General features: G+C 61.8%; 16 protein-coding genes and 1 pseudogene. 10 read left to right on the top strand and 7 right to left on the bottom strand.

What is annotated here, in order from left to right; translation table 11 throughout:
• The first annotated feature begins 17 nt into the window (after positions 1-17).
• The 3 genes from BLT86_RS14125 (at position 18) to BLT86_RS14115 (ending at position 5,505) form a co-directional block, all read left to right on the top strand.
• Positions 18-1,385, top strand: a complete 1,368-nt coding sequence (locus BLT86_RS14125) for a DUF1329 domain-containing protein (protein WP_092380424.1) — start codon at positions 18-20, stop codon at positions 1,383-1,385.
• 319 nt (positions 1,386-1,704) lie between these two features.
• Positions 1,705-4,446, top strand: a complete 2,742-nt coding sequence (locus tag BLT86_RS14120) for a LuxR C-terminal-related transcriptional regulator (protein WP_092377474.1) — start codon at positions 1,705-1,707, stop codon at positions 4,444-4,446.
• Positions 4,447-4,563: 117 nt separating this feature from the next.
• A complete protein-coding gene (locus tag BLT86_RS14115) occupies positions 4,564-5,505 on the top strand; it encodes an alpha/beta fold hydrolase (protein WP_092377471.1) in 942 nt (313 codons plus the stop codon).
• Between the two features lie 284 nt (positions 5,506-5,789).
• Here the strand turns inward: BLT86_RS14115 and BLT86_RS14110 are convergent, their stop codons facing one another.
• Positions 5,790-6,635, bottom strand: a complete 846-nt coding sequence (locus BLT86_RS14110) for a metal-dependent hydrolase (protein WP_092377469.1) — start codon at positions 6,633-6,635, stop codon at positions 5,790-5,792.
• Between the two features lie 213 nt (positions 6,636-6,848).
• On the opposite strand from BLT86_RS14110, the gene BLT86_RS14105 reads away from it, so the two are divergent.
• On the top strand, positions 6,849-7,868 hold the full coding sequence (locus tag BLT86_RS14105) for an AraC family transcriptional regulator (RefSeq protein WP_092377466.1): 1,020 nt from the start codon (positions 6,849-6,851) through the stop codon (positions 7,866-7,868).
• A gap of 188 nt (positions 7,869-8,056) precedes the next feature.
• Here BLT86_RS14105 and BLT86_RS14100 read toward each other — a convergent pair whose 3' ends face one another.
• Both BLT86_RS14100 and BLT86_RS26240 read right to left on the bottom strand, forming a co-directional pair.
• A complete protein-coding gene (locus tag BLT86_RS14100; protein WP_055987006.1) occupies positions 8,057-9,064 on the bottom strand; it encodes an Abi family protein in 1,008 nt (335 codons plus the stop codon).
• Positions 9,065-9,504: 440 nt separating this feature from the next.
• The gene (locus tag BLT86_RS26240; RefSeq protein WP_256581161.1) at positions 9,505-9,627 is read right to left on the bottom strand and encodes a hypothetical protein; all 123 of its coding nucleotides are present in this window, start codon (positions 9,625-9,627) and stop codon (positions 9,505-9,507) included.
• 182 nt (positions 9,628-9,809) lie between these two features.
• Here BLT86_RS26240 and BLT86_RS14095 point away from each other — a divergent pair, with 182 nt between their 5' ends.
• From BLT86_RS14095 to BLT86_RS14075, 5 genes are all read left to right on the top strand, one after another.
• Entirely contained in the window at positions 9,810-10,451 is a 642-nt protein-coding gene (locus BLT86_RS14095; RefSeq protein WP_090337119.1) for an MBL fold metallo-hydrolase, read from the top strand.
• Positions 10,452-10,515: 64 nt separating this feature from the next.
• Complete coding sequence (locus BLT86_RS14090; RefSeq protein WP_092377463.1) at positions 10,516-11,184, top strand: OmpA family protein; 669 nt, start codon at positions 10,516-10,518, stop codon at positions 11,182-11,184.
• 144 nt (positions 11,185-11,328) lie between these two features.
• Positions 11,329-11,985, top strand: a complete 657-nt coding sequence (locus tag BLT86_RS14085; protein ID WP_004424482.1) for an OmpA family protein — start codon at positions 11,329-11,331, stop codon at positions 11,983-11,985.
• 246 nt (positions 11,986-12,231) lie between these two features.
• Entirely contained in the window at positions 12,232-15,948 is a 3,717-nt protein-coding gene (locus BLT86_RS14080; protein ID WP_092377457.1) for a response regulator, read from the top strand.
• Positions 15,949-15,993: 45 nt separating this feature from the next.
• The gene (locus BLT86_RS14075) at positions 15,994-18,141 is read left to right on the top strand and encodes a putative bifunctional diguanylate cyclase/phosphodiesterase (protein WP_045736347.1); all 2,148 of its coding nucleotides are present in this window, start codon (positions 15,994-15,996) and stop codon (positions 18,139-18,141) included.
• Between the two features lie 15 nt (positions 18,142-18,156).
• Here BLT86_RS14075 and BLT86_RS14070 read toward each other — a convergent pair whose 3' ends face one another.
• From BLT86_RS14070 to BLT86_RS26435, 4 genes and pseudogenes are all read right to left on the bottom strand, one after another.
• Positions 18,157-19,053: an acyltransferase gene (locus tag BLT86_RS14070; RefSeq protein ID WP_092377454.1), complete on the bottom strand. Its 897-nt coding sequence runs from the start codon at positions 19,051-19,053 to the stop codon at positions 18,157-18,159.
• 244 nt (positions 19,054-19,297) lie between these two features.
• The gene (pta, locus tag BLT86_RS14065) at positions 19,298-21,391 is read right to left on the bottom strand and encodes a phosphate acetyltransferase (RefSeq protein ID WP_092377450.1); all 2,094 of its coding nucleotides are present in this window, start codon (positions 21,389-21,391) and stop codon (positions 19,298-19,300) included.
• A gap of 9 nt (positions 21,392-21,400) precedes the next feature.
• Positions 21,401-22,585, bottom strand: coding sequence for an acetate kinase (locus BLT86_RS14060; RefSeq protein WP_092377446.1), 1,185 nt, complete (start codon positions 22,583-22,585; stop codon positions 21,401-21,403).
• Positions 22,586-22,913: pseudogene (locus BLT86_RS26435) on the bottom strand (DUF3565 domain-containing protein).
• Here BLT86_RS26435 and BLT86_RS14050 point away from each other — a divergent pair.
• Entirely contained in the window at positions 22,882-23,367 is a 486-nt protein-coding gene (locus BLT86_RS14050; protein WP_017675358.1) for an FKBP-type peptidyl-prolyl cis-trans isomerase, read from the top strand. The pseudogene BLT86_RS26435 and the gene BLT86_RS14050 sit on opposite strands and share 32 nt — an antisense overlap.
• The last annotated feature ends 96 nt before the right edge of the window (positions 23,368-23,463 follow it).

The raw sequence follows: 23,463 nt of genomic DNA, 5'->3' as shown, positions 1-23,463 counted from the left end.
GAGGAATCATGATGCAAATGAAAACAACAAAAAAACTGTGGCAAAGCGGTGTCCTGACCCTGTCCCTGCTGGCGACCAGCGTGATGGCGGCCGTATCGCCTGACGAGGCGGCGAAGTTGGGCACCACCCTGACTCCGGTGGGCGCCGAGATGGCAGGCAATGCCGATGGCTCGATCCCGGCCTGGACTGGCGGCCTGCCGACCAATGCCGGCGCGGTCGATCCGCGTGGCTTTTTGGCCGATCCGTTCGCCAACGAGCAGCCGCTGTTCACCATCACCGCGGCCAACGCCGAGCAGTACAAGGACAAGCTGACCCCTGGCCAGCTGGCGATGTTCAAGCGCTACCCGGAAAGCTACAGGATGCCGGTCTATCCGACTCACCGTTCGGCCAGCCTGCCGGCCGCAGTGCTCGAGGCGACCAAGCAGAACGCGGTGAACACCAGGTTGGTGGAAGGTGGTAATGGCCTGGAGAACTTCCAGACCGCCAACCCCTTCCCGATCCCGCAGAACGGTCTGGAAGTGATCTGGAACCACATCACCCGCTACCGCGGTGGCAGCGTGCGTCGTCTGGTGACCCAGGCGACTCCGCAGCCGAATGGTTCCTACTCGCTGGTCTACTTCCAGGATGAGTTCACCTTCCGCGATGCCCTGACCGACTTCGACCCGAGCAAGGAAAGCAACGTCCTGTTCTACTTCAAGCAGCGCGTAACCGCTCCGTCGCGTCTGGCCGGTAACGTGCTGCTGGTGCACGAGACGCTCGATCAGGTGAAAGAGCCGCGTCTGGCGTGGCTGTACAACGCCGGTCAACGTCGCGTGCGCCGTGCGCCGCAGGTGTCCTACGATGGCCCGGGCACCGCAGCTGACGGCCTGAGTACGTCCGACAACTTCGACATGTTCAACGGTGCGCCGGATCGTTACGACTGGAAACTGGAAGGCAAGAAGGAGATCTATATCCCCTACAATGCCTACAAGCTCGATTCGCCCAGCCTGAAGTACTCCGAAATCGTCAAGGCTGGCCACATCAACCAGGATCTGACCCGTTACGAGCTACACCGTGTATGGCACGTGACCGCGACCCTGAAATCGGGCGAGCGTCACATCTACGCCAAGCGTGACTTCTACATCGATGAGGACACCTGGCAAGCCGCTCTGATCGACCACTACGACGGTCGTGGCACCCTGTGGCGCGTAGCTGAGGCCCATGCCCAGTACTACTACGACAAGCAAGTGCCGTGGTACACCGTGGAAACCCTGTACGACCTGCTGTCCGGTCGCTACCTGGCCCGGGGTATGAAGAACGAGGAGAAACAAGCCTACGACTTCAACTACAAGGCCGCTGGCAGCGATTACACCCCGGCTGCTCTGCGTCAGGCTGGCGTTCGCTAAAACCTGCCTCAGGCAACACGATGAAGCCGGCCTTGCGCCTAATGCCAGTCAGTTAAGCCGTTGCACTCGATCTTTGTAGGAGCCGGCTTGCCGGCGATCCGCCATAAAAAGCATCGCCAGCAAGCTGGCTCCTACGAAAAGCGCCCCCTCTACTGCAAGTAGGAGGGGGTGGTGACGAACTTATCTGATCAGCATTAGGCCTTGTGCCGGCTTTTTCGTTACGGACTGTAGCGGGCGCTTCAAATGGCCATTGCAAGTCGCTAGGCTGGGTTCAGATCGAGCCCGCCGATGCATATAGAAGACTTCCAAGAATAGGCCGATGACAGATCTCCCCCGCTTGCCAGGTTTTCCCTACACGCCGGCCACACCGGTGGAAGCGCGTTTCTATCGTCCTCCAGTGCCGGCAGGACATATGCCGCGGCCCAGGCTGTGTGAGCGTCTTGAAGAGGGACTGCAAGGGCGATTGCTGCTGGTCAGTGCGCCAGCAGGTTTTGGCAAAAGCTCACTGGCCATCGAGTTCTGCGAGCGACTACCCAATCACTGGCACAGCCTCTGGCTCGGGCTGAGCGAGCGCGATCATGATCCGGGGCGCTTCCTTGAGCGTCTGTTACAGGGGCTGCAGCAGTTCTACCCCGGTTTGGGGGAGGAGGCGCTCGGTCTGCTGAAGATGCGCCAACGCCACCAACCCTTCGCATTCGAGCAGTGGCTCGACGGTTTACTCGATGAGCTGACCCAGCAACTCGATGATGGTCAACCGCTGTTGCTGGTGCTGGACGACTACCATCTGGCGCAGGGGCCGGTGCTGGATCGTTGTCTGCAATTCTTCCTCAACCATTTACCTCCTGGTGTGCTGCTGTTGGTCACCAGCCGTCAGCGGCCTGACTGGCACCTGGCGCGCCTGCGTCTGTCGAGACAGTTGCTGGAGCTCAACGAGCAGGATCTGCGTCTGACGGCTGCCGAGCTCGACGCGCTGTTGGCAAGTCAGGGCGCGCGCCTCGAGCAGCAGCAGGTCAGCGGGATTCTGCAGCGCAGTGAGGGCTGGATTGCGGGTTTGCGCCTGTGGCTGCTGGCCATGGAAGAACTGGCGGAGGCCGGCGAGGGGCTGCAGCTGCACGGCGGTGAGGGGCTGATTCGCGAGTACCTGCTCGAGGAGGTCATCGAGCGACAGCCCGCCGAGGTGCAACAGTTCCTGTATGACACCGCCTGCATGGAGCGCTTCTGCGCCGAGCTGTGCGATGCGGTTCGGGACAGCCATGACAGTGCCGCAATCATCCGCCATCTGCAGGCCAATCAGGTATTTCTGGTCCCGCTCGACGAGCAGGGCCACTGGTTTCGCTACCACCACCTGTTCTCCGACTTGCTCAATGCGCGCTCTGCCGACGGATTGAGTCGTTCGCACGGTAGCGCCCACCTGCGTGCCTGTCGCTGGTTCGCCGCGCAAGGCATGCTGGATGCCGCCATCGAGCAGGCGCTGCTGGCGGGGCAGGCCGACGTGGCCGCCAGCCTGGTGCAGAACCTGTCTGAGGAGCAGATGCTGGCGGAGCAGAACATCGCCATGCTGCTGCGCTGGAAAACCAATCTGCCGGATGACCTGCTGGCCAGCACACCACGACTGATCATGCTCTATGGCTGGGCACTGGCGCTGGCCTGCCAGCTGGACGCCGCCCAAGAACTGCTTGATCAACTCGCACGCTTCCTTCCAGCAGCCGAGCCTTCTGCCCAGCGTAGCCTGCTGGCGCAGTGGCAGGCGCTCGATGGGGTCATCGCCCGTGGTCGTGGCGATGGTGCACGTGCCGAGCAGCAATGTAGCGAGGCCTTGGCCGGCTTACCGGTGGAGCGTTATGGCCCGCACTTCATGTGCTTGTCGGCGTTGTCCAATCTGGCCATGGTGCGTGGCGATCTGTGGCGTGCGCGTGGGTTGAACCGCGATGCGCTGGAGCTGGCCCAGCGCATCGACAATCCTCTGCTCGAGGCACTGGCCCACTACGAGCGCGCCCGCGTACTGCAATCCCGCGGCGAGGTGGTGCGCGCGCAGGAGGAGGTGCATCAGGGATTACTGCTGGTGCAGCGTTTGCCTGCACAGCGTAGTTACTCGGTGCGAGCGCGATTGACGATTTATGAAGGTTATCTGCTTAGTCTGCGCTTGCAGCCTCAGGCCGTGGAGCGCTTGCGGGCGGGAATTGCCGAAGCGCGAGCCTGCCGCGACGTTGGGGCGCTGATCGGCTATTGCGTGCTGGCCAGCCTGGAAGGACGTGATGGACGGCCTGCCGAGGCATTCGCACTGCTCGGTGAGGCCGAGCGCTTGATGCACGTCTGGGATGTGCCAGCGATTTATTACTTGGCGATGATTACGCTGATGAAATGCGAGCTGTGGTTGCGTCAGGGGCAGGTTGAGCTGGCCGCTGCCTGGCTACCGCAGTTGGCGGAAACCTATGGTGATCAGGGGCGGGCACTGGCGCCAGAGTTTCACCCGCAGTTGGCGTTGCATATCGATCTGCAGCAGGCTGCTCTGGAACGTCTGCAGGGCGAGTTGGAGCATGCGGAGCGCCGTCTGCGTGCGTTGCAACAGCGTGCGCAGGGGCTGGGTGGTCAGTTGGTCGGCCTGGTGGCGCAGGCCCAGCTCGCCCAGCTACTGAAGCAGACCGGGCGAGAGCGGGAGGCACAGCAGCAGCTCGACAGTTGCCTGGATCTCGCTCAGGGCGGTGCGCTGTTACCTTTCATCGAGCTGTTGCAGCATCAACCGCGGTGGCTACGTGAGCGCCTGCAGGGGCGTCCGGCCTGTCCGCTGCGCGACGCGTTACTTGCCCAGTTGCCGGGCAGTCGGGATTCGGACGAGGAGGTGGTCGCAGAGGAGAGCGCCCTGGCGGAAAAACTCAGTGGCCGCGAGTTGGCCGTGCTGCAGTTGATCGCGCGTGGCTGTTCCAATCAGGAGATCAGCGAGCGTCTGTTCATCTCCTTGCACACGGTCAAGACCCACGCCCGTCACATCAACAGCAAACTTGGCGTCGAGCGGCGTACTCAGGCGGTGGCGCGGGCCAAGGGCCTCGGTCTACTGCGCTGATCTGGGCGTTGCAGCAGCCGATCAAGACGGTGTTTGGCTCAACCTAGGTTGGGCGGTGTTTGGCGCCTACTCATGCTCTGATCGCGGATACCTACTGCAAGTGTCGAGGTATCGCGCATGTCTGCCAATAGACCTTCCCTGCAACCGCCGTTGGCTGCAGGCTTCGCCCGTCTGGGCTTCGGGCCTCTGCCGCTGGAGCGCCTGAAATCGCGTTATGGCAATGCTGCTCAGGGTTCTCGCTATGTCGAGATTGACGGCTTCAATGTCCATTACCGTGACGAAGGCAGCCGTGACAAACCGGCGTTGCTACTGATCCATGGCGTGGTCGCTTCGCTGCACACCTGGGACGGGTGGGTGCAGGCTTTCGCCCCGCATTACCGCATCATCCGCTTCGATGTTCCGGGGTTCGGCCTCACCGGTCCGGCGCGCGACGGCGTCTATTCGGTCGAGCGAATGATGCACGTGCTTGGCCAACTGCTCGATTACTTGCAGGTGGGCAAGGCGGATATCGCCGGCAACTCCCTTGGTGGCTATATCGCCTGGAACTTCGCCCTGGCGCAGCCGCAGCGCGTCGGCAAGCTGGTGCTGATCGACCCGGCCGGTTATCCCATGCATAAGGTGCCGTGGATGATCGCTGCGGCCGCGCTGCCCGGTGCGACTGTCGCCATGCCGATGTGGATGCCGCGCGCCTTGATCGCCCAGGGCATCAAGGAGGTCTACGGTGAGCCGGGGCGAATCAAGCCAGGTGTGGTCGAGCGCTACTACGACCTGTCGCGACGCCCGGGTAACCGCCGCGGCATGATGGAGATCTTCCGTGTGCTGCTCAAGGTCAACAAGGAGGAGCTGCACACGACGCCAGAGCGGGTTGCGCTGATCAAGGCGCCGACCCTGCTCATGTGGGGCGATCGCGATCGCTGGATCTCACCCAAACATGTGCCGCATTGGCAGCGTGATCTGCCAGGTGTTCAGGTCAGGGTCTATCCGGGTGTCGGGCATATTCCCATGGAAGAAATTCCCGAGCAGAGCGCGGCCGATGCAATGAGATTTCTGCTGGGTTGAGTTTGCCCTGGAAAGGCCCAGAGAAAATCCGGGCCACGAAACAAGCCCGGACAGATTCCGTAATGCTGTTCACTTAAGAAACGGTCGAGCTCGATCAGTCCCCTCGCCCCTCCGGGGAGAGGGTTAGGGAGAGGGGGAAACTGGCAGTTTTGCGGTGTTTTCTGCCCTCTCCCCCAGCCCCTCTCCCATAAATGGGAGAGGGGAGCCAAACGTGTGCAACCTTAAGTGAACAGGATTACGGACAGATTCCGGGCTTGTTTGTATTACGTGGCAGGTGCCGCGTTTCAGGCGGCTCCGGCCTGAATCAGCGGGGGACCGTCAAACTCCTCGCGGGTGGCGTGCAACAGATCCAGGTTGTTGTGTTCCCAGGGATGGAAGCCGTCCTTGAAGAAGTCCAGATAAGTGCTGATCAGCGGGCGGAACACGCCTTCCTTGCCCCACATCCAGCGGATGCCGTCACGCCACACGCGCCAGTTCCACAACAGGCCGTCCACTTTGAGCATGTGTGCCAGGCCACGGGTGGTATCGAGCACGAAGAAGAAGGTGCCCATGAGCATCGCCCTGCGCAGCAGCTTGCGGCTGCCGCATACCTGGTTGTAAACGTCGAAAGCCACCGCCTTGTGCTCGGTCTCCTCGAGCGCATGCCAACGCCACAGGCGAGCCAAGGCCGGGTGAGCGTCGGCCATGTACGCGTCATTTCTCAGCAAGCCATCTGCCATGATCGCGGTGATGTGTTCCAGCGCCGCGGTCGCGGCCAGCTGGCGTTGTGGTGAGAACTTCTTCTGGGTGTAGCGGATGCGCGTCCGGGCGCGTTTCTCGATGCGCTCGACGTCGTAACCCAGGTCACGCAGGCGCTGGCTGTACTCGAGATGCTCACGGCTGTGATGGCCTTCCTGGCCGATGAAGCCGCGAATCTGTTCATTGAGCACCGGGTCGTCGATGCGGTCGCGGAACTGGCGCACCGAATCGATGAAGAACCGCTCGCCGTCGGGAAACAACACCGACATGGCATCGAACAAATGGGTCTTGAAGGCGTCGCCGCCGTTCCAGTGGCGCGGCAGCGGGTTGGGCAGATCGAAATCCATGTGCCTGGGACGAATCTGCAATCCTTCCGGTGTAGTGCTGGCCATGAGAACTCCATTGCGCTATTTGACTGGTTCCCACTATGGGCGTCATGCACCGCTAGGCACAGGTTCGTAACAGCCAAGGTGACAGTCATATCCGGCCAGTGCGTTATTCCAGCAGAAAGTTGGGGCAGCAGCAGGGCAGCGAGCATGGATTCGCTGAGCTAAGGTTCGCAATCGGGAAGGTCATTTACGGCCAGTCGCCAGAACAACGAACTCATGAAACAAACCCTCAACTTCACCGCCGAACTGGTTCCCGTTGCCTACGCCGAGGCATTGCTGGCGCTGGCCGAAGAGCTCGGTCTGGCACGTGCCGAACTGTTTGCCGCCGCGCGCGTACGCCCAGAAGTGCTTGGCAGTCCCAATGCCCGCCTGTCCTTTATCGACTTTCACCATCTGACTCAGGCTGCGCTGGAGCGGTGCGGCGAACCGGCGCTTGGCCTGGTGCTGGGCCAGCGCCTGAACGTCTCTACCCACGGCATTCTTGGCTACGCGGTGCTGTCCAGCGCCAATTTGGGCAAGGCGCTGCAGTTCGCCCTGAAGTACTATCGCGTGCTCGGTCTGTCCTTCGAACTGGAGCTGGTGGAGCAGGGCGAGGACATGGAATTACGCGCCGTCGAGTCTTTCCCCATGGGGCCGCAATCGCGCTTTACCGCCGAAGGCCTGCTGACCAGCATCCATACCATTGCGCGCTTTCTCCTGGGGGAAGAGTTGCAGGGCTTGGCCGTCGGTTTCGCTCATCCTGCACCAGACTACGCCGAGCGCTATGCCGAGGTGTTCGGTGTGGCCGTACAGTTCGAACAGCCCTTTCATTGGCTGCGCTTGCCCCAGCATTACCTGCAACGGTCGATGGCGCTGGCCAACCCGGCTACGGTACAGATGTGTGAGCAACAGTGCGAAGCGCTGCTGGTCAGTCTCGATGTGCAGGATGGCCTGCTCACACGGGTGCGACGCCTGTTGTTGGCGCGCCCCGGCGACTTCCCCGACCTGGAAAGCGCCGCCAGTGCCCTGCACACCAGCGGCCGCAGCCTGCGCCGGCACCTGGCGCAGATGGGTACCAGCTATCAGCAGGTGCTCGACGACGTGCGCAAACGGCTGGCCCTGCAGTACCTGACCACCACGCATTTGCCGCTGTATGAAATTGCCCAGTTGCTGGGTTTCAGCGACCCGTCCAACTTCCGCCGTGCATTCCGCAAATGGACCGGTAAACTGCCCGGCGATTACCGCGCTGAGGAATGAGGCGAGGTCTATATGGATGACTGCAGTTCTCAGGTGTGCAGCGGAATGTCGGCGCGGTGAGATTAAGGTGGCGCCAGGCAGCAGTTGACGCAATGGCGTAGCTGCCTAATAATCGTCAGCAACACGGCCCCTGTCGGTTGATGCGCTCCGGCGCTGAGATTGCTCAGGGGTTTTTTATTGCCTGCGATTTACCAGTCTCTCGCCTTCCAGCCATCGTCCACGCCCATCCGATCCAGCCCAAGATCCAGGTGAGCCAGGTCTGGGAAGTCATTTTCCAGCAACGCTTTCAGTCGAACCCCCCAGCTCGATGAGGGATTGATGATTTTCATCAGATGTTGGGTCATGCACAGCAGCATGAACGGGCGCGCCTGCCGCTGAGGATCGCTATGAAACGTTGCCAATGAAGGTACTTGAGCCACTGGCGGCAGTTTCGGCTGATCAACGATGTTGCGATTCCACAGCCGGCTGTGGTGTGCGCATACGTTGCGCAGGTAGTTCAGGCTGCGCAGCCAACTGGCGAAAATGCGGCCATTGCTGATGTTGTACTGCGACGAAATAGCGTCCTGATCCGCTTCGGTCATGCCGTCGAATAGCGTCGACAGTGTGCCGAAATCCCAAACCTCGCACGCCACCCACACGGCCAACGGTAGGCCGTACTTTTCTTTGTTATGGCGTATGAAATCTTCTTTGGAGCGGCTGATCAGCGCCGCATGCTTGCTCAGCCAGCCATGGTGTTTGGTCAAGCCTGTTTGGCCATCCAGCTTGCTGGAGAAGCTCTCGTGAAACAGCTCCGGTTGCAGGTAGGCGAACTTGTGGTGTTTCCCCAGGCTATGAGAAATGTCGACACGCAGGGCTATTTCAACGCGTTCCAGTGCATCCAGCACGAGCAGCCGCAGTTTCTTATCGAACACATATAGGTCTACAGCATTCTGGAAGGTTGTACCTGGGCGGAAGTCATCGAGCGGTAGCCGGTCTTGTTTGACCTTTTTGGGCTTTTTCCCGCTATGCGGATCGAGAGGGCAGCAGAATTCTGTCCGCTCACGGAAGGCAAACCAATAGCCGCTTAGCCGGTAATAACCGATGCGCTCCAGGTAATCCAATGCTTTGGCGTTATCCGTGACGGTCATGCCGCGAGCGATTAGTTGGTCGAGCTGCTCCTGGTAGCTTTTCCAGGGCTTTGGATAGGTCTGGGTCACGAGAGGAGGCAAACCTTCACGATTGATAAGCGCCTACCTTACCTGAAAGTATGATGGGCTCAGATTCAGAGCCTGTGGCCTCTTGGTGAAAGCGTGTGCATTTCCAGGAGTTGAACCAGTAACTGACCGATAGCACGGCACAAGCTTGAAAAGCTCGACCTGATAGGTATTGTCGTCGGTCGCAGTTGTTGCATTTTTTGCAATTACTACATGGAATTCCAGCTCTCCTTCGGCAAATACGCTATGCAGGCGGCTTGAGATAATGCACTTGTCTCGGGCGAAGAGTTACGCCATTTGCTGCAGGCATCCAGATATTTTGCACCGGAGCTCTAGGCGGACTCGTTCTCGACTCGGGTGGAGAACCCGTTAGTCTCACTATCCCACCAGTCTGGGTTACCGCGATTTTTTCGACACACTTGGGTAGTTATTGGAGTAGTTCTTTACGCTGGCCATAAACCAAACCTTTCCAGTACCTGCCCCTGCATGTCCCAGCCGGCCTTGGCGATGGCTGGTGCTATGTACTTGCTGCAGATGTCCCGCTCGGAAAGCGACTTCTTGTCCATTACTCCAGGTTCCTTGCAAAGCTGCGGCTCACTCCGCGCTGCTATGGCCGGCCGTGTTCAGTGATGGCAAATGTACATGCTTTGCTGCTTCAGGTGTTCCAGCGGGCGGGTTCGATGGTCGCTGGAGGGAGTCAATCTCGCTGTGCCAAGATTGAGTCATCGATCACTCCAGGTTCTACCTCATGACCAGTAAATCCGTGCTAATCCGCGAAACCTTCCCTGTCGGCCCCTTGCAGTGCAACTGCACCATCATCGGCGACCCGATTACCAAGAAGGCCATCGTGGTCGATCCAGGTGGTAATCCCGATCTGATCATGGCGCGTCTGGAGGCTCATGGCCTCAAGGTGGTGAGCATCATCCACACCCATGCGCACCTCGATCACTTCCTTGCCTCGGGGCAGATGAAGGAGAAGACCGGTGCCACGCTGCACCTGCACAAGGAGGATCAGTTCCTCTGGGACAATCTGGAGATGCAGTGCAGCATGTTCGGTGTGCCTTACACGCCCGTGCCGGCGCCGGACAAATGGCTGGCCGATGACGAGGAACTGGCCTGTGGCTGCGGCGTGGCCTTGCATACGCCAGGGCACACGCCGGGTTCGATGAGCTTCTGGTTCGAGGGTGCCAAGCTGCTGATCGCCGGTGACACTCTGTTCCGTCGCGGTATCGGCCGTACCGATCTGTGGGGCGGTGATTACGCGACCATCGAGCGTTCGATCAAGCAGCGCCTGTACAGCCTCGACGAGGATGCCACCGTGGTTACCGGCCATGGCCCGGACACTCGCCTGGGCGATGAGATGCGCGAGAACCCCTTTATTCGCGCGTGAGAGGGCACTAATGGCGGCGTGATGACTCAAAGAGCCATCACCCACCGTTCATGGAGACGCCTTCATGTTTCGCCTGCCTGTTATTGCCCTTTGCACCTCTGCGCTGCTGCTTGGCGGTTGCGCCTCGCAGAACCCCTACGATCAGAGCGCACCGAGCTCCAACCGCACCGCCACCTACGGTGGTATCGGTGCGCTGGCCGGCGCGGCTGCCGGTGCGCTGATCAACCATGACAACCGCGGCAAGGGCGCGCTGATCGGCGCGGCCGTGGCCGGTGCCGCAGCGGCAGGTTATGGCTACTACGCCGACAAGCAGGAAGAGGAACTGCGCCGCAGCATGCAGGGCACCGGCGTCGAGGTGCAGCGCCAAGGCGATGTGATTCAGTTGATCATGCCCGGCAACATCACCTTCGCTACCGACTCGGCGCAGATCGCCAGCAGCTTCTATCAGCCGCTGAACAACCTGGCCAATTCCTTCCGCCAGTACAACCAGAACAGCATCGAGGTTGTCGGGCATACCGACAGCACCGGCTCGTATAGCTACAACATGGAGCTGTCGCAGCGTCGCGCGCAAAGCGTGGCCGACTATCTGTTGGCGCAGGGTGTCGACCCCAGTCGCTTGAGTACCCGTGGTATGGGGCCGGATCAGCCCGTAGCCAGCAACGCCACCGCTGAAGGCCGTGCGCAGAATCGCCGTGTCGAAGTGACACTGCGACCGCTGCCAGGTATGCAGTAACGCGCGTGTACGGAGCAGAACTGCTCTGGATCGCAGTCCCTATCCGCCCGGGCTGATAAGCTAGGGCGGAACTTCACCGCGCCTTGGCGGCTCGAAGATTGTGGCATGTCTGCCCGATACCAGAAGAAATCCTAAGGAATCCCTATGAAGACCAGACGCAATCTGATCGCAGCAACTGCGCTCATGGCCATGCTGGCTGGCTGCACCACCAACCCCTACACCGGCGAGAGCCAGGCCGGCAAAGCTGGCATCTATGGCGGCATCGGCGCCGCGACCGGTGCGGTGATCGGTGCTGCGACTTCTAGCAAAAAGGACCGCACCAAAGGCGCGCTGATCGGTGCGGCCGTCGGTGGCGCCGCCGGTGGTGGTTACGGCTATTACGTCGACACCCAGGAGGCCAAACTGCGCCAGACCCTGCAGGGCACTGGCGTGCAGGTGCAACGTAACGGCGATGATCTGAAACTGATCATGCCGGGCAATATCACCTTCGCCAGCAACTCGGCGGATATCTCCAGCAGCTTCTACCCGACCCTCAATTCGCTGGTGCTGGTGTTCAAGGAGTTCAACAAGAACGGAGTGAACATCGTCGGTCACACCGACAGCACCGGTTCGCAGGAGCTTAATCAGAGCCTGTCGCAGCGTCGCGCTCAGAGCGTGGCCAACTACCTGACCGCCAATGGCGTGCCGGGTCAGCGCATCTCGGCATACGGTGCTGGCCCGAGCCAGCCGATTGCCAGCAACGCCACCGATGCTGGTCGTGCGCAGAACCGTCGTGTCGAGATCAACCTGCGTCCGCTTTAAGGCCTCGTCGCGTCGAATCAAAGCCTCCCTCCGGGAGGCTTTTTTATGTCGCTGACATTCACGCCTGCGGACGTATATCGCCGAGGCGTCAGAGGGCGTTTGCGGCAATGTCCGTGACCGCCCGTCGAGTCTCTTCTGGCAAAAGGCCACTCATTCAAATCCTGACTAGAATGCTTGCTGTGGTTCTGTGATGTCCGCGTGCGGATGTAACGTGCGCGTTGGTTCTGGATGACCGAAGGAGAGCAAATGGACGACAGAGCTGTCGAGCGGCCACCAAGGCCCTGGACGCCGCTGCTGGTTGCACTTGGCCTGCTACTGGGGTTGGGCGGCCTGATTTTCTGGCAGTGGAATACTTTGCAGGAACGTGAGCGGGAAGACAGTCAACATCGCTTTGCACTCGAGGCGCAGGATATTGGTCAGCGAGTGATGGCGCGCATGCAGGCTTATGAAATGGTCCTGCGCGGAGTCTCGGGGTTGATGACCGGGAGTGACCGGGTTTCTCCCATCGAGTGGGAGCGGGCGCTGGATCAGCTGCAATTGCAGGATCGTTATCCGGGTATACAGGCCGTCGCCTGGTCGCGCTACCTGAGCCATGCGCAGCTGGGCGATTTTCGGGCCGAGCTGCAAGCGGATGAGCGCCTCGATTATCAGGTGTTCCCCGAGGGGGAACGCGAGCATTACTTGCCCATCGATTACGTCAGCCCTCTGGATTGGCGTAACCGGCGCGTACTCGGTTTTGACATGCTTAGCGATGCGATCCGTCGTCAGGCCATTGAGCGCAGCCTCGAAAGCGGTGATGCCAGCCTGAGTGGGCCGGTGGTGTTACGCCAGGAAATCGATGTCAACGTGCAGCAGGGTGTGCTGCTGTTTCTTCCGGTTTTTCGTCCTGGCGTGCCACTCAACACGGTGGAGCAACGTCGTGCTGCATTGCTCGGAATGGTGCATGGCGCGTTTCGTAGTCACGATCTGATCGAGGGCATTCTCGGTGGTCAGACACGGCGGTTCGACATTCAGCTGAGGGACCTGCATGCATCGGATGTTCAGTTGCTGGGCGGTGAAACCCAGGCTGATGGCCGGAAACCGCGTTTTCAGAGTCATATGGAGCTGCCGCTGTACGGTCGCGTTTGGGGCTTGGAGGTCATTGGCACGCCCGAGTATGAGCGCAGTCTGGTTGATCGTACCGGTACGCTAGGGCTCTGGGCCGGGCTGGCGGCGACGCTGCTGCTGTCGATTCTGGTCGGCGGCTTTCTCTATCAGCGCGAGCGCAAGCTGCAGATCAGTGAGCGGGCTGCCGTGGCCCTGCGCGAGCGCGAAGAGCGCTTTCGTCTATTGGTCGAACGGCTGCCGGTGGCGACCCTGCTCTGTGATGACAGGGGCCGCATCGAAATGGCCAATCGCAGCGCTGCCGAGCTGTTCGACTGCCCGCTCAATGCCTTGCCGGGTGAGACCGTGTTGCGCGTGCTGCCCAATATCGAATCGCCGAAAGACCTGCAGGAGCAGTTGGCCGAGAGTGACGAACGCATGGTGCGCACGTTACGCGGTGAGTCGATTCCGGTCAGCATCAGCCTCAACCCGTTGCACGAGGGCAGCAGCTACCTGATCAACCTGGTGGACCTGCGTGCGCGCAAGGTGGCCGAGGAGCGTTTTCGTCTGGTGGTCGAGGCGTCGCCCAATGCCATCGTGCTGGTCGATGCCCTGGGGCGCATCGCCATGGTCAATCGACAGACCGAGTTGCTGTTCGGGTACGAACGGCAGATGTTGCTCGGCGAGCCGGTGGAAATGCTCCTGCCGACGGCGCAGCGCGGCAGCCATGTGGCGCTGCGTCGCGGTTACCAGGCCATGCCCGAGCAGCGCCGCATGGGCGGTAATCGCGAGCTGTTTGGGCAGCACCGCGAAGGCGGCATGATTCCTCTGGAGGTTGGCCTGTCGCCGATTCGCAGTGGCGACGAGACACTCGTGCAGGCGGTGATCATCGACATAAGCGAGCGCAAGGCGGCCGAGCATAAGCTGCGTGAGCAGGCCGAGCAATTGTTGTTGGCCAACCGCTACAAATCCGAGTTTCTCGCCAACATGTCCCATGAGCTGCGCACGCCGCTCAACAGCATCCTGATTCTCAGCGACCAACTGCGGCAGAACCTGGCTGGCAATCTCACCGAGAAGCAGACCAAGCATGCCGATATCGTGCACCGCGCCGGCAGTGATCTGCTGCAACTGATCAACGATGTACTCGACCTGGCCAAGGTCGAATCGGGGCGTATGCAGCTCAAGCTGGAGCCGATCAACATGCAGGACGTGCTGGTGGAGCTCGATGCCAGCCTGCGGCCGATGGCCGAACTCAAGGGCTTGCGTCTGCACACCCAGCTGGAGGCCGGGGTGCCACGCGTCATCCACACCGACCGCGTGCGTCTGCATCAGATCCTGCGCAATCTGCTGTCCAACGCGCTGAAGTTCACCGATCAGGGCGAGGTCACGCTGAGCGTCAGCAGTCAGGGGCGCCAGGAGGATGAGCGCGAGCTGCTCTGTTTCAGCGTGCGTGATACTGGCATTGGTATCGATCCGGCCCAGCACGAGCAGGTCTTCCAGGCTTTTCAGCAGATCGACGGTTCTACCAGCCGGCGTTTCGGCGGTACCGGTCTGGGGCTGGCCATTACCCGTCAGCTGGTGCTGGCCCTGGATGGCGATATCAGCCTGCAGAGCGCGCCGGGACAGGGTTCTACCTTCACCGTCAGATTGCCGGTGCAGGCGGGCTCACTCAGTGTCGAAGCGCCGCTCGAGGGGCCGCAGCGTGCAGGTGACGGCCCGCCGCTGTTGATCATCGAGGACGATGCTAATTTCGCTGCGGTGATCGCCGAGGAGGCTCATGCTCACGGCTTCTCCAGCGTGCACTGCCGCACCGGGTTACAGGCGCTGGGACTGCTGCAGCAGGAGTCGTTCAATGCGGTGATCCTCGACATCCTGCTTCCCGATCTCAGTGGCTGGCAGCTGTTTCGGCGTCTGCGCGCCCAGCCGAACCATCGGCATACGCCGGTGCACATCATTTCCTGCGTCCCGCAACCGGTGGGTTGGAACGACGATGGCACCCGCTATCTGGTCAAACCCATCGGTCGCGATGAGCTGGAGCAGGTATTCATCGAGCTGCAGCACGGTGCGCAGCAGGAGCAGGCATTGTTGTTGGTGGAGGATGTCGAGATAGAGCGCGAGCACTACCGCGAGCAACTGACGGAGCTGGGCTTTCAGGTCATCGCCTGCGCCGATGGCGAGCAGGCCCGCGAGGCCTATGCGCAGGGCCAGTTCTGCGCGCTGGTGATCGATCTCGACCTGCCGGATCAGGACGGTTTTGCCTTGCTCGACAGCCTCAATCAGTTGCGCACGTTGCAAGGTACGCGCGTGGTAATCAACACCGGTGTGGACGTCACTCAGCAGACCCTGCAACGGCTGCGGCGCTATAGCGCCGTGGTGGTGCGCAAGCATGGTGATGACACCGACGCGTTGTGCCAGGCGGTGCAGGGCTTTCTCGGTGACGTGCGTGCGCCGCAACCGGCCCAGGCACGGCTCAACCCGTTACAGGGCAAGCGCATCCTGCTGGTGGATGACGATGTGCGTAACGTCTACGCACTGACGGCGCTGCTGGATGAAGTGGGGCTGCGCGTCAGCTCCGCCAAGGACGGCCTGGAGGCCATCGCCAGTTACCAGCGTGATCCCTTCGACCTGATTCTGATGGATATGGCCATGCCCAATATGGATGGCTACACGGCTACGCGTCTGCTCAAGCAGGAGCACGGCTGCGTGATCCCCATCATTGCGCTCACGGCCCACGCCATGAAGGGCGATCGCGAGAAGTGCATCACCGCTGGCGCGGATGACTACATGGCCAAGCCGATCAAGCGTGACGAGCTGCTGGCACTGCTGGAGCGCTGGCTGGCGATGCCGACCATGCCTTCGCCCGGCGATGGACTACCCTGATGACAGGAGTGACTGGTGCAAGGGCAGATGGATAGGGGAGTGACGATGGCCCAGGCGCAGAGCAAGAACGCCGCCGTACCCGCCAAGCAGGTTCTGCTGGTGGTGGATGACCGTGTAGAGAACCTCGAGGCCATGCAGGCGCTACTCGAAGATGGAGAGTGGCTGCTGCGCTGTGCCAGTTCCGGCGAAGAGGCCCTGCGCTGTCTGCTCGAAGAGGATGTAGGGCTGGTGCTGCTGGACGTGCAGATGCCGGGTATGGACGGCTTCGAAGTCGCCCGGTTGATGCGCGGCAACCCCCGTACGCGGCTGACGCCGATCATCTTCGTTTCCGCCATCGCGCAGACCCACGATGCCGTGCTGCGTGGGTACAGCACTGGCGCCGTGGACTTCGTGCTCAAACCTTTCGATTCCAGCGTGCTGCGCCACAAGATTCAGAGCCTGCTGGAGCACGAGCACAATCGCTGCGAATTACAGACACTTTCCCAGCAGCTCGAACGCGCCAGGGCATTCAACGCCTCGGTGCTGGCCAACGCCGCCGAGGGTATCCTGGTGGTCGGTGAGGACGGTCGCATCCAGTTCGCCAACCCGGCCATGGCGCAGATGCTTGATGGCGAGGTAGGCGATCTTGAGGGCGCCGATCTGCTGTCGTTTCTCAAGAATCCGGCCAGCGACGACGGTTGGCAGCAATCGGAGTTCTACCTGCACTTCAGGCGCGAGGCGACCTACCGCGTGCATGAAGCGATGATGCGCACGCTCAAGGGTGGTTGTCTGCCGGTGGCGTTGTCCTGCTCGCCACTGCCGCGGCCGCAACGCGCGATGGTATTGATCGCGCTGGACATGTCGGTGGTGCGTAATCTGCATGCGCAGCTGGAGTCGCAGGCGGTTACTGACGCGCTGACCGGCCTGCTCAATCGACGTGGCTTTCATCAGGCGCTGGAATCGGCGTTGGCGCGTATCGAACGCAGCGGTCAGCGGCTCGCGGTGCTTTACCTGGACCTGGACGGTTTCAAACGCATCAATGACTCGTTGGGCCATGATGTCGGCGATCAGCTGCTGCGTCGTGTCGGTGAGCAGCTCAAGGCGTGCTTGCGCCCCTACGATAGCCTGGCACGCATCGGCGGTGACGAGTTCACTGCGCTGCTGGACAACCTCGGTCACCCCGAGGATGCGGCCAAGGTCGCGGAGAAGCTGATCGAACTGGTCTCGGTGCGCCACACCCTCGATGGTGTGGATTTCACCCTCGGCGCCAGCGTTGGCATCGCCTGCTTTCCTGAATGCGGGCAGAGCGTCGAGGGCCTGCTGCGTTCGGCCGACATGGCGATGTACGAAGCCAAGCGCGCCGGTCGCCAGCAATACCGCTTCTTCTCACCGGAAATGAACGGCCGTGCGCGTTCGCGGCTGATGCTCGAAGAAAGCCTGCGTCACGCCATCGAGAACGATGACTTCGTGCTGGTCTATCAGCCCCAGTTCCATCTCGATAGCGGGCGCCTGCGCGGCTTCGAGGCCTTGCTGCGCTGGCAGCATCGTGTCGCGGGTACCGTTGCGCCGAACGTGTTTATACCGCTGCTTGAAGAAACCCGCCTGATCAATCGTCTCGGTGAATGGATCTTCCGTGAGGGCGCCAGGCAGCTGGCGGACTTCAAGCAGCAGTTCGGTGAGGACATGGTGCTCAGTCTCAATGTCAGCCCGGTGCAGTTCGGTATGCCGCAACTGGTGACTGATCTGCAGCGTGTACTCGACGCCCACGGTCTGAAGCCCAGTCAACTGGAGGTGGAAGTCACCGAGAGTGCGCTGATGCAGGACCTGGAGCTGACCCAGGCGCAGTTACTTCATCTGCGTGAGCTGGGGGTGAAGATCGCCATCGATGACTTCGGCACCGGTTACTCGTCACTGGCTTATCTGCGTCATTTCGAGCTGGACACGCTGAAGATCGACCGTCTGTTCGTCTCCAACATGCTCGACTCACCGCGTGACGCCGCGGTGGTCAGCACCATCATCGATCTTGGTCGGCATCTGGGATTGGAGGTCATCGCCGAGGGTGTCGAAACTCAGGCGCAGCGCGAGTGGCTGACGCGGCACCACTGCAACATCATGCAGGGCTTTCTGGTGGCGCCGGGTGTGTCGGCCGGCACCGCGATGCAGGTGCCGGCGCAGCTGGATTGGAGCAAGTTGCCCCTGCCACGTGGTGAATGAAGCGCCGCTGACGCTTCAGGCTTGCTGGTGAAGGCTGGCGAGCTCCGCGTCTTTCTCTTCCCACAGACGGTTGACCCACTGCTGGAATGCCAGGCGGTAATCGTCGTCCTGATCGTAGTTGCGGCCGATGAATTCGCGCGGAATATCGACCTGCCTGAAAATCACCTGCACAGCATCCAGTCGGCCACTGAGCAGGTCCCAGAAGCCCGGCACACCGTGGGGATAGTGGATGGTGACATTGACGATGGCATGCAGCTGTTCACCCATCGCGTCGAGCACGAAGGCGATGCCGCCGGCCTTGGGCTTGAGCAGGTACTTGAACGGCGACTGCTGCTGCGCATGCTTGGCCGGAGTCAGGCGGGTACCCTCGAGGAAGTTGAATACCGCCACGGGATTGGTCTTGTAACGCGCGCAGGCCTTGCGCGTGGTGGCCAGGTCCTGGCCGCGCTTTTCCGGGTACTTGGCCAGGTATTCCTTGCTGAAGCGCTTCATGAAGGGAAACTCCAGCGCCCACCAGCACAGGCCGATCACCGGTACCCAGATCAGCTCCTGCTTGAGGAAGAATTTCAGCAGTGGCATGTGCTGGTTGAGCAGGTATTGCAGCACCAGAATGTCCACCCAGCTCTGGTGGTTGCTGGTTACCAGATAGGAATGGCGGGTATCGAAGCGCTCCAGCCCCTGAACCTTCCAGTCGATGTGGCCAACCAGGCGCATCCAGAATTTATTGATGCCGATCCAGCTTTCGGCGATGCCGTGCATGACGAAGCGCAGCGCGCGCTGGATCGGCGCGAAGGGCAGCAGCAGTTTGAGCAGGGCGACGAAGAACAGCGGCCAGCACCAGAACAGGGTATTGAGAGCCAGCAGCAGGCTCGCGATCAGGCCGCGCAGCGGCGCGGGAAGAAAGTGCAGCATCGGGCGAACGCCTCCATAAGCAGGCTGCACATCCGGCGGGCAGCCTGAGAAAGGGGCTTTCTATGTGCCCCGTATCGGTCGAAAGAGCTGCGGCGTTCCGTGCAGCGAGCTGGTTCGGCGCCAAGGGTAACGGTTGTGCACTGACCTGCAAGTGCCAGTGTTGACCATAAGGTTTTGTCTGCTCGCTGTTGCGGCCCGCGCGCGCCCAGCTTTCCATGGCGCGCACGCTGCACCTACGGCCTCTCTAGCTCGGCAGATCGGCCGCCTGAATCGCCGTCAGTGCGATGGTGTAGACGATGTCGTCGACCAGCGCACCGCGCGACAGGTCGTTCACCGGCTTGCGCAGACCCTGCAGCATCGGCCCGACACTGATGCACTCGGCGCTGCGCTGCACCGCCTTGTAGGTGGTGTTGCCGGTGTTCAGATCAGGGAACACGAACACCGTGGCGCGACCGGCTACCGGGCTGTTCGGCGCCTTCTGCCGGCCGACGCTCTCGATGGCCGCGGCGTCGTACTGCAGCGGGCCGTCGAGCAGCAGGTCCGGGCGTTTTTCGCGAGCCAGGCGGGTCGCGGCCCGTACCTTTTCCACCTCCTCGCCGCTGCCGGAATCACCAGTGGAGTAGCTGAGCATGGCCACCCGCGGCGGAATGCCGAAGGCCTGCGCCGAGGCGGCGCTCTGCAGAGCGATTTCCGCCAGTTGCTCTGCGTTGGGATCCGGGTTCACCGCGCAGTCGCCATAGACCAGCACCTGATCCGGCAGCAGCATGAAGAACACCGATGACACCAGGTTGTAACCCGGCGCAGTCTTGATCAGCTGCAGCGCCGGGCGAATGGTGTTGGCGGTGGTGTGAATGGCGCCAGACACCAGGCCGTCCACTTCGTCCAGTGCCAGCATCATGGTGCCGAGCACCACGGTGTCCTCCAGCTGCGCCTCGGCCATCGGCGCGTTGAGGCCCTTGCCCTTGCGCAGTTCGACCATCGGCTCGACATAGCGACCGCGAATCAGATCTGGGTCGAGAATTTCCAGACCTTCCGGCAGCTCGATACCTTGTGCTCGGGCGACTGCATGCACGTCTTCCGGCTTGGCCAGCAGCACGCAGCGGGCAATGCCGCGTGCCTGGCAGATGGCGGCTGCCTGAATGGTGCGTGGCTCGCTGCCCTCGGGCAGGACGATGCGCTTGGCGGCGGCCTTGGCGCGTTGTACCAGCTGGTAGCGGAAGGCCGGGGGCGACAGGCGCAGCTCGCGTGGTGTGCCGCAGCGCGCGCTCAACCAGTCATGATCGATATGCCCGGCGACGAAGTCGGAGACCTTCTCCGCGCGCTCGCGGTCATCCAGGGGGATTTCCTTATTCAGGCGGTTGAGGTTGGTGGCGGTATCGTAGGAGCCGGTGCTCACGGTCATCACCGGCAGGCCACTGGCCAGGGCGCCCTGGCACAGCTCCATGATGCGTGGGTCGGGGGCGAAATCGCTGCACAGCAGCAGCCCGGCCAGCGGTACGCCATTCATCGCCGCCAGGCTGGCGGAAAGGATGATGTCGTCGCGGTCACCCGGCGTCACCACCAGGGTGCCGGGCTTGAGCAACTGCACGCTGTTGGCCACCGCACGGGCGCAGAGCACGATCTTGAGCATGCGTCGCTGCTCGTAATCGCCAGCGTTGAGGATACGCGCGCCGAGCAGCTCGGCGATGTCCTTGGTGCGCGGCGCGTTCAGTTCGTCCTGCCAGGGAATGCAGCCGAGCAGGCGGAAGTCCTGGCTCTTGAGCAGTGGTGAAAGTTCCAGCAGGCGCTCGGCAAAGGCGGTGATGCCATCTTCGCTGCGCACCTTGTTGAGGATCACGCCGAGCACTTTCGGGTCCTTCGGCCCGCCGAACAGCTGCGCCTGGATTTCGATGCGGTCGGACAGTTCGGTGAGGTTCTCGTCTTCCGGGGCGCTGACCAGGATCACGTCGGCATCCAGGCTCTTGGCCAGATGGAAATTGACCCGTGCGGCGTAGCTGGCGTGGCGCGTCGGTACCATGCCTTCGACGATGACCACGTCCTTGTCGGCGGCGGCCTGCTGATAGAGGCTGATGATCTCTTCCAGCAGTTCATCCAGTTGGCCATCGCCGAGCATGCGCTCGACATGGCTGAGCGGCAGCGGCTTGGGCGAGTTCAGACCGTGGGTGCGGGCGATCAGCTCGCTGGAGCGCTCCGGGCCGAGGTCGCCGGCATGGGGCTGGGCGATGGGTTTGAAGAAGCCGACCTTGAGGCCGCTGCGTTCGAGCGCGCCGACCAGGCCGAGGCTGATGGAGGTGAGGCCGACACCGAAACCGGTGGGGGCGATGAAGAAGGTATGCATGAAATAGCCTCAGTCGAGCAGGGCAAGGGTATCGAGGGCGATCTGCCGCTCTTCATTGGTGGGTACTACTAGCACGCGCGGGTGACCGTCGGCGTGAATGGCACCGGCGACGCCGCGCACGCAGCGGGCGTTGGCCTGGGCATCCAGCTGCAGCCCGAGCAGGCTGAGATGGTTCACGGTCTTGCTGCGGATCAGCGCCGAGTTTTCGCCGATACCGCCGGTGAAGATCAGCCCGTCGAGGCGGCGCAGTGCGCAGCTCATCGCCGCCAGCGACTTGGCCAGGCGATAGCAGAACACCTCGATGGCCAGGGTGGCGCCGTCATGACCCTGTTCGCGGGCCTGCTCCAGGGTGCGCATGTCGTTGGACAGGCCGGATAGGCCGAGCAGGCCGCTGTCCTTGTTGAGCATGCTGTCGATCTGCTCCAGGCTCCAGCCCAGGGTGCGCGCCAGATGGCTGTGCAGGTTGGGGTCGACATCGCCGCTGCGTGTGCCCATCACCAGCCCTTCCAGCGGCGTCAGGCCCATACTGGTGTCGCGGCTGTGGCCGTTTTCCACGGCGCAGGTCGAGCAACCGTTGCCCAGGTGCGCCACCAGCCAGCTGCTGGCCTCCGCCGGTAGGCCGGCCATCTGTGCGGCCTTCTGGCTGACGTAGCGATGGCTGGTGCCATGAAAGCCGTAGCGGCGCACGCCGTGCTCGCGGTACAGCGCCTCGGGCACGGCATAGCGGTAGGCGTGCTCGGGCAGGCTCTGGTGGAAGGCGGTATCGAATACGGCGACCTGGGTGAGCGTCGGGAACAGCTTCATCGCCGCCTCGATGCCCAGCAGGTTGGCCGGGTTGTGCAACGGCGCCAGCGGCGCGACCTGGCGGATCGCTTGCAGGCTGGTGGCGTCCAGACGAGAGGCGCCGGAGAAGTGCTCGCCGCCATGCACCACGCGGTGGCCGATTCCGTGCAGCTCACCGGCTGCGGCCTGCTGTACCACAGGGAGAAGATGAGACAGGGCCAGGCGGTGGTCAGCGCCCGGCAGGACCAGACTGTCCTTTTGTTCGCCTTGTTGCCAGTGTAGCACCGCCTCGGGGCTGCCAAGACGCTCGGCCAGGCCGCTGAGCATGAAGGTTTCCTGCGCTTCGTTGACCAAGGCGAACTTGATCGACGAGCTGCCGCAGTTGATCACCAGAATGTTGCGTGCAGACATTTAGACTTCCTTGGATTCATCGTGCGACCGATCCATGGCGCACCAGCCACAGGGGAAGAGGCTTCCCAGCCTGACTTGGCGCTGCTCGGGATCGAGTACCCAGGGCCGATTCTGCCAGGGCGGTCGGTGGCGTACATGCTGAGTATGGCCACAAGACAAGACTGCCACCCAGTCGCCGTCATCGTCCTGACGAAAATCAACGATACGCACGACCCGTTTGTCCGGGCTCGTGTCGCAATCCAGGCTGGCGTTGGTTAAACTTGCTCGCTCATTTATCTTTCGCAAAAGGTCTCCCCATGCTGATCGCCGCCAACAAGGCCGTCTCCATCGACTATACCCTGACCAACGATGCCGGTGAGGTGATCGACAGCTCCAGTGGCGGCGCGCCGCTGGTCTATCTGCATGGTGCCGGCAATATCATCGCCGGTCTCGAGAAGGCCCTGGTTGGCAAGCAGATTGGCGATGAGCTGGACGTTTCCGTCGAGCCGGAAGAAGCCTACGGCGAATACAGCGCCGAGCTGGTCGCGACTCTGAGCCGCGCCATGTTCGAAGGCGTCGACACCCTGGAAGTGGGCATGCAGTTCCACGCTTCGGGCCCGGACGGCAGCATGCAGATCGTTACCATCCGCGATATCGACGGTGACGACGTGACCGTCGACGGTAATCACCCGCTGGCCGGTCAGCGCCTGAACTTCAAGGTCAAGGTCGTTAACGTGCGTGACGCCAGCGAAGAAGAAGTGGCTCATGGTCATATCCATGGCGAAGGTGGTCACCACCACTAAGTTGCCTGTCAGGCGACTTGCGGTCGTTCTCACTGGTTCAACCGCTGCTAAGCTCAAGCTTGCGATAAAGGCGCCTTAGGGCGCCTTTTTTATGCA

This window comes from Pseudomonas sihuiensis (genome assembly GCF_900106015.1).
Lineage (GTDB): Bacteria > Pseudomonadota > Gammaproteobacteria > Pseudomonadales > Pseudomonadaceae > Aquipseudomonas > Aquipseudomonas sihuiensis.
This window is presented reverse-complemented; position numbering and strand designations above follow the sequence as displayed.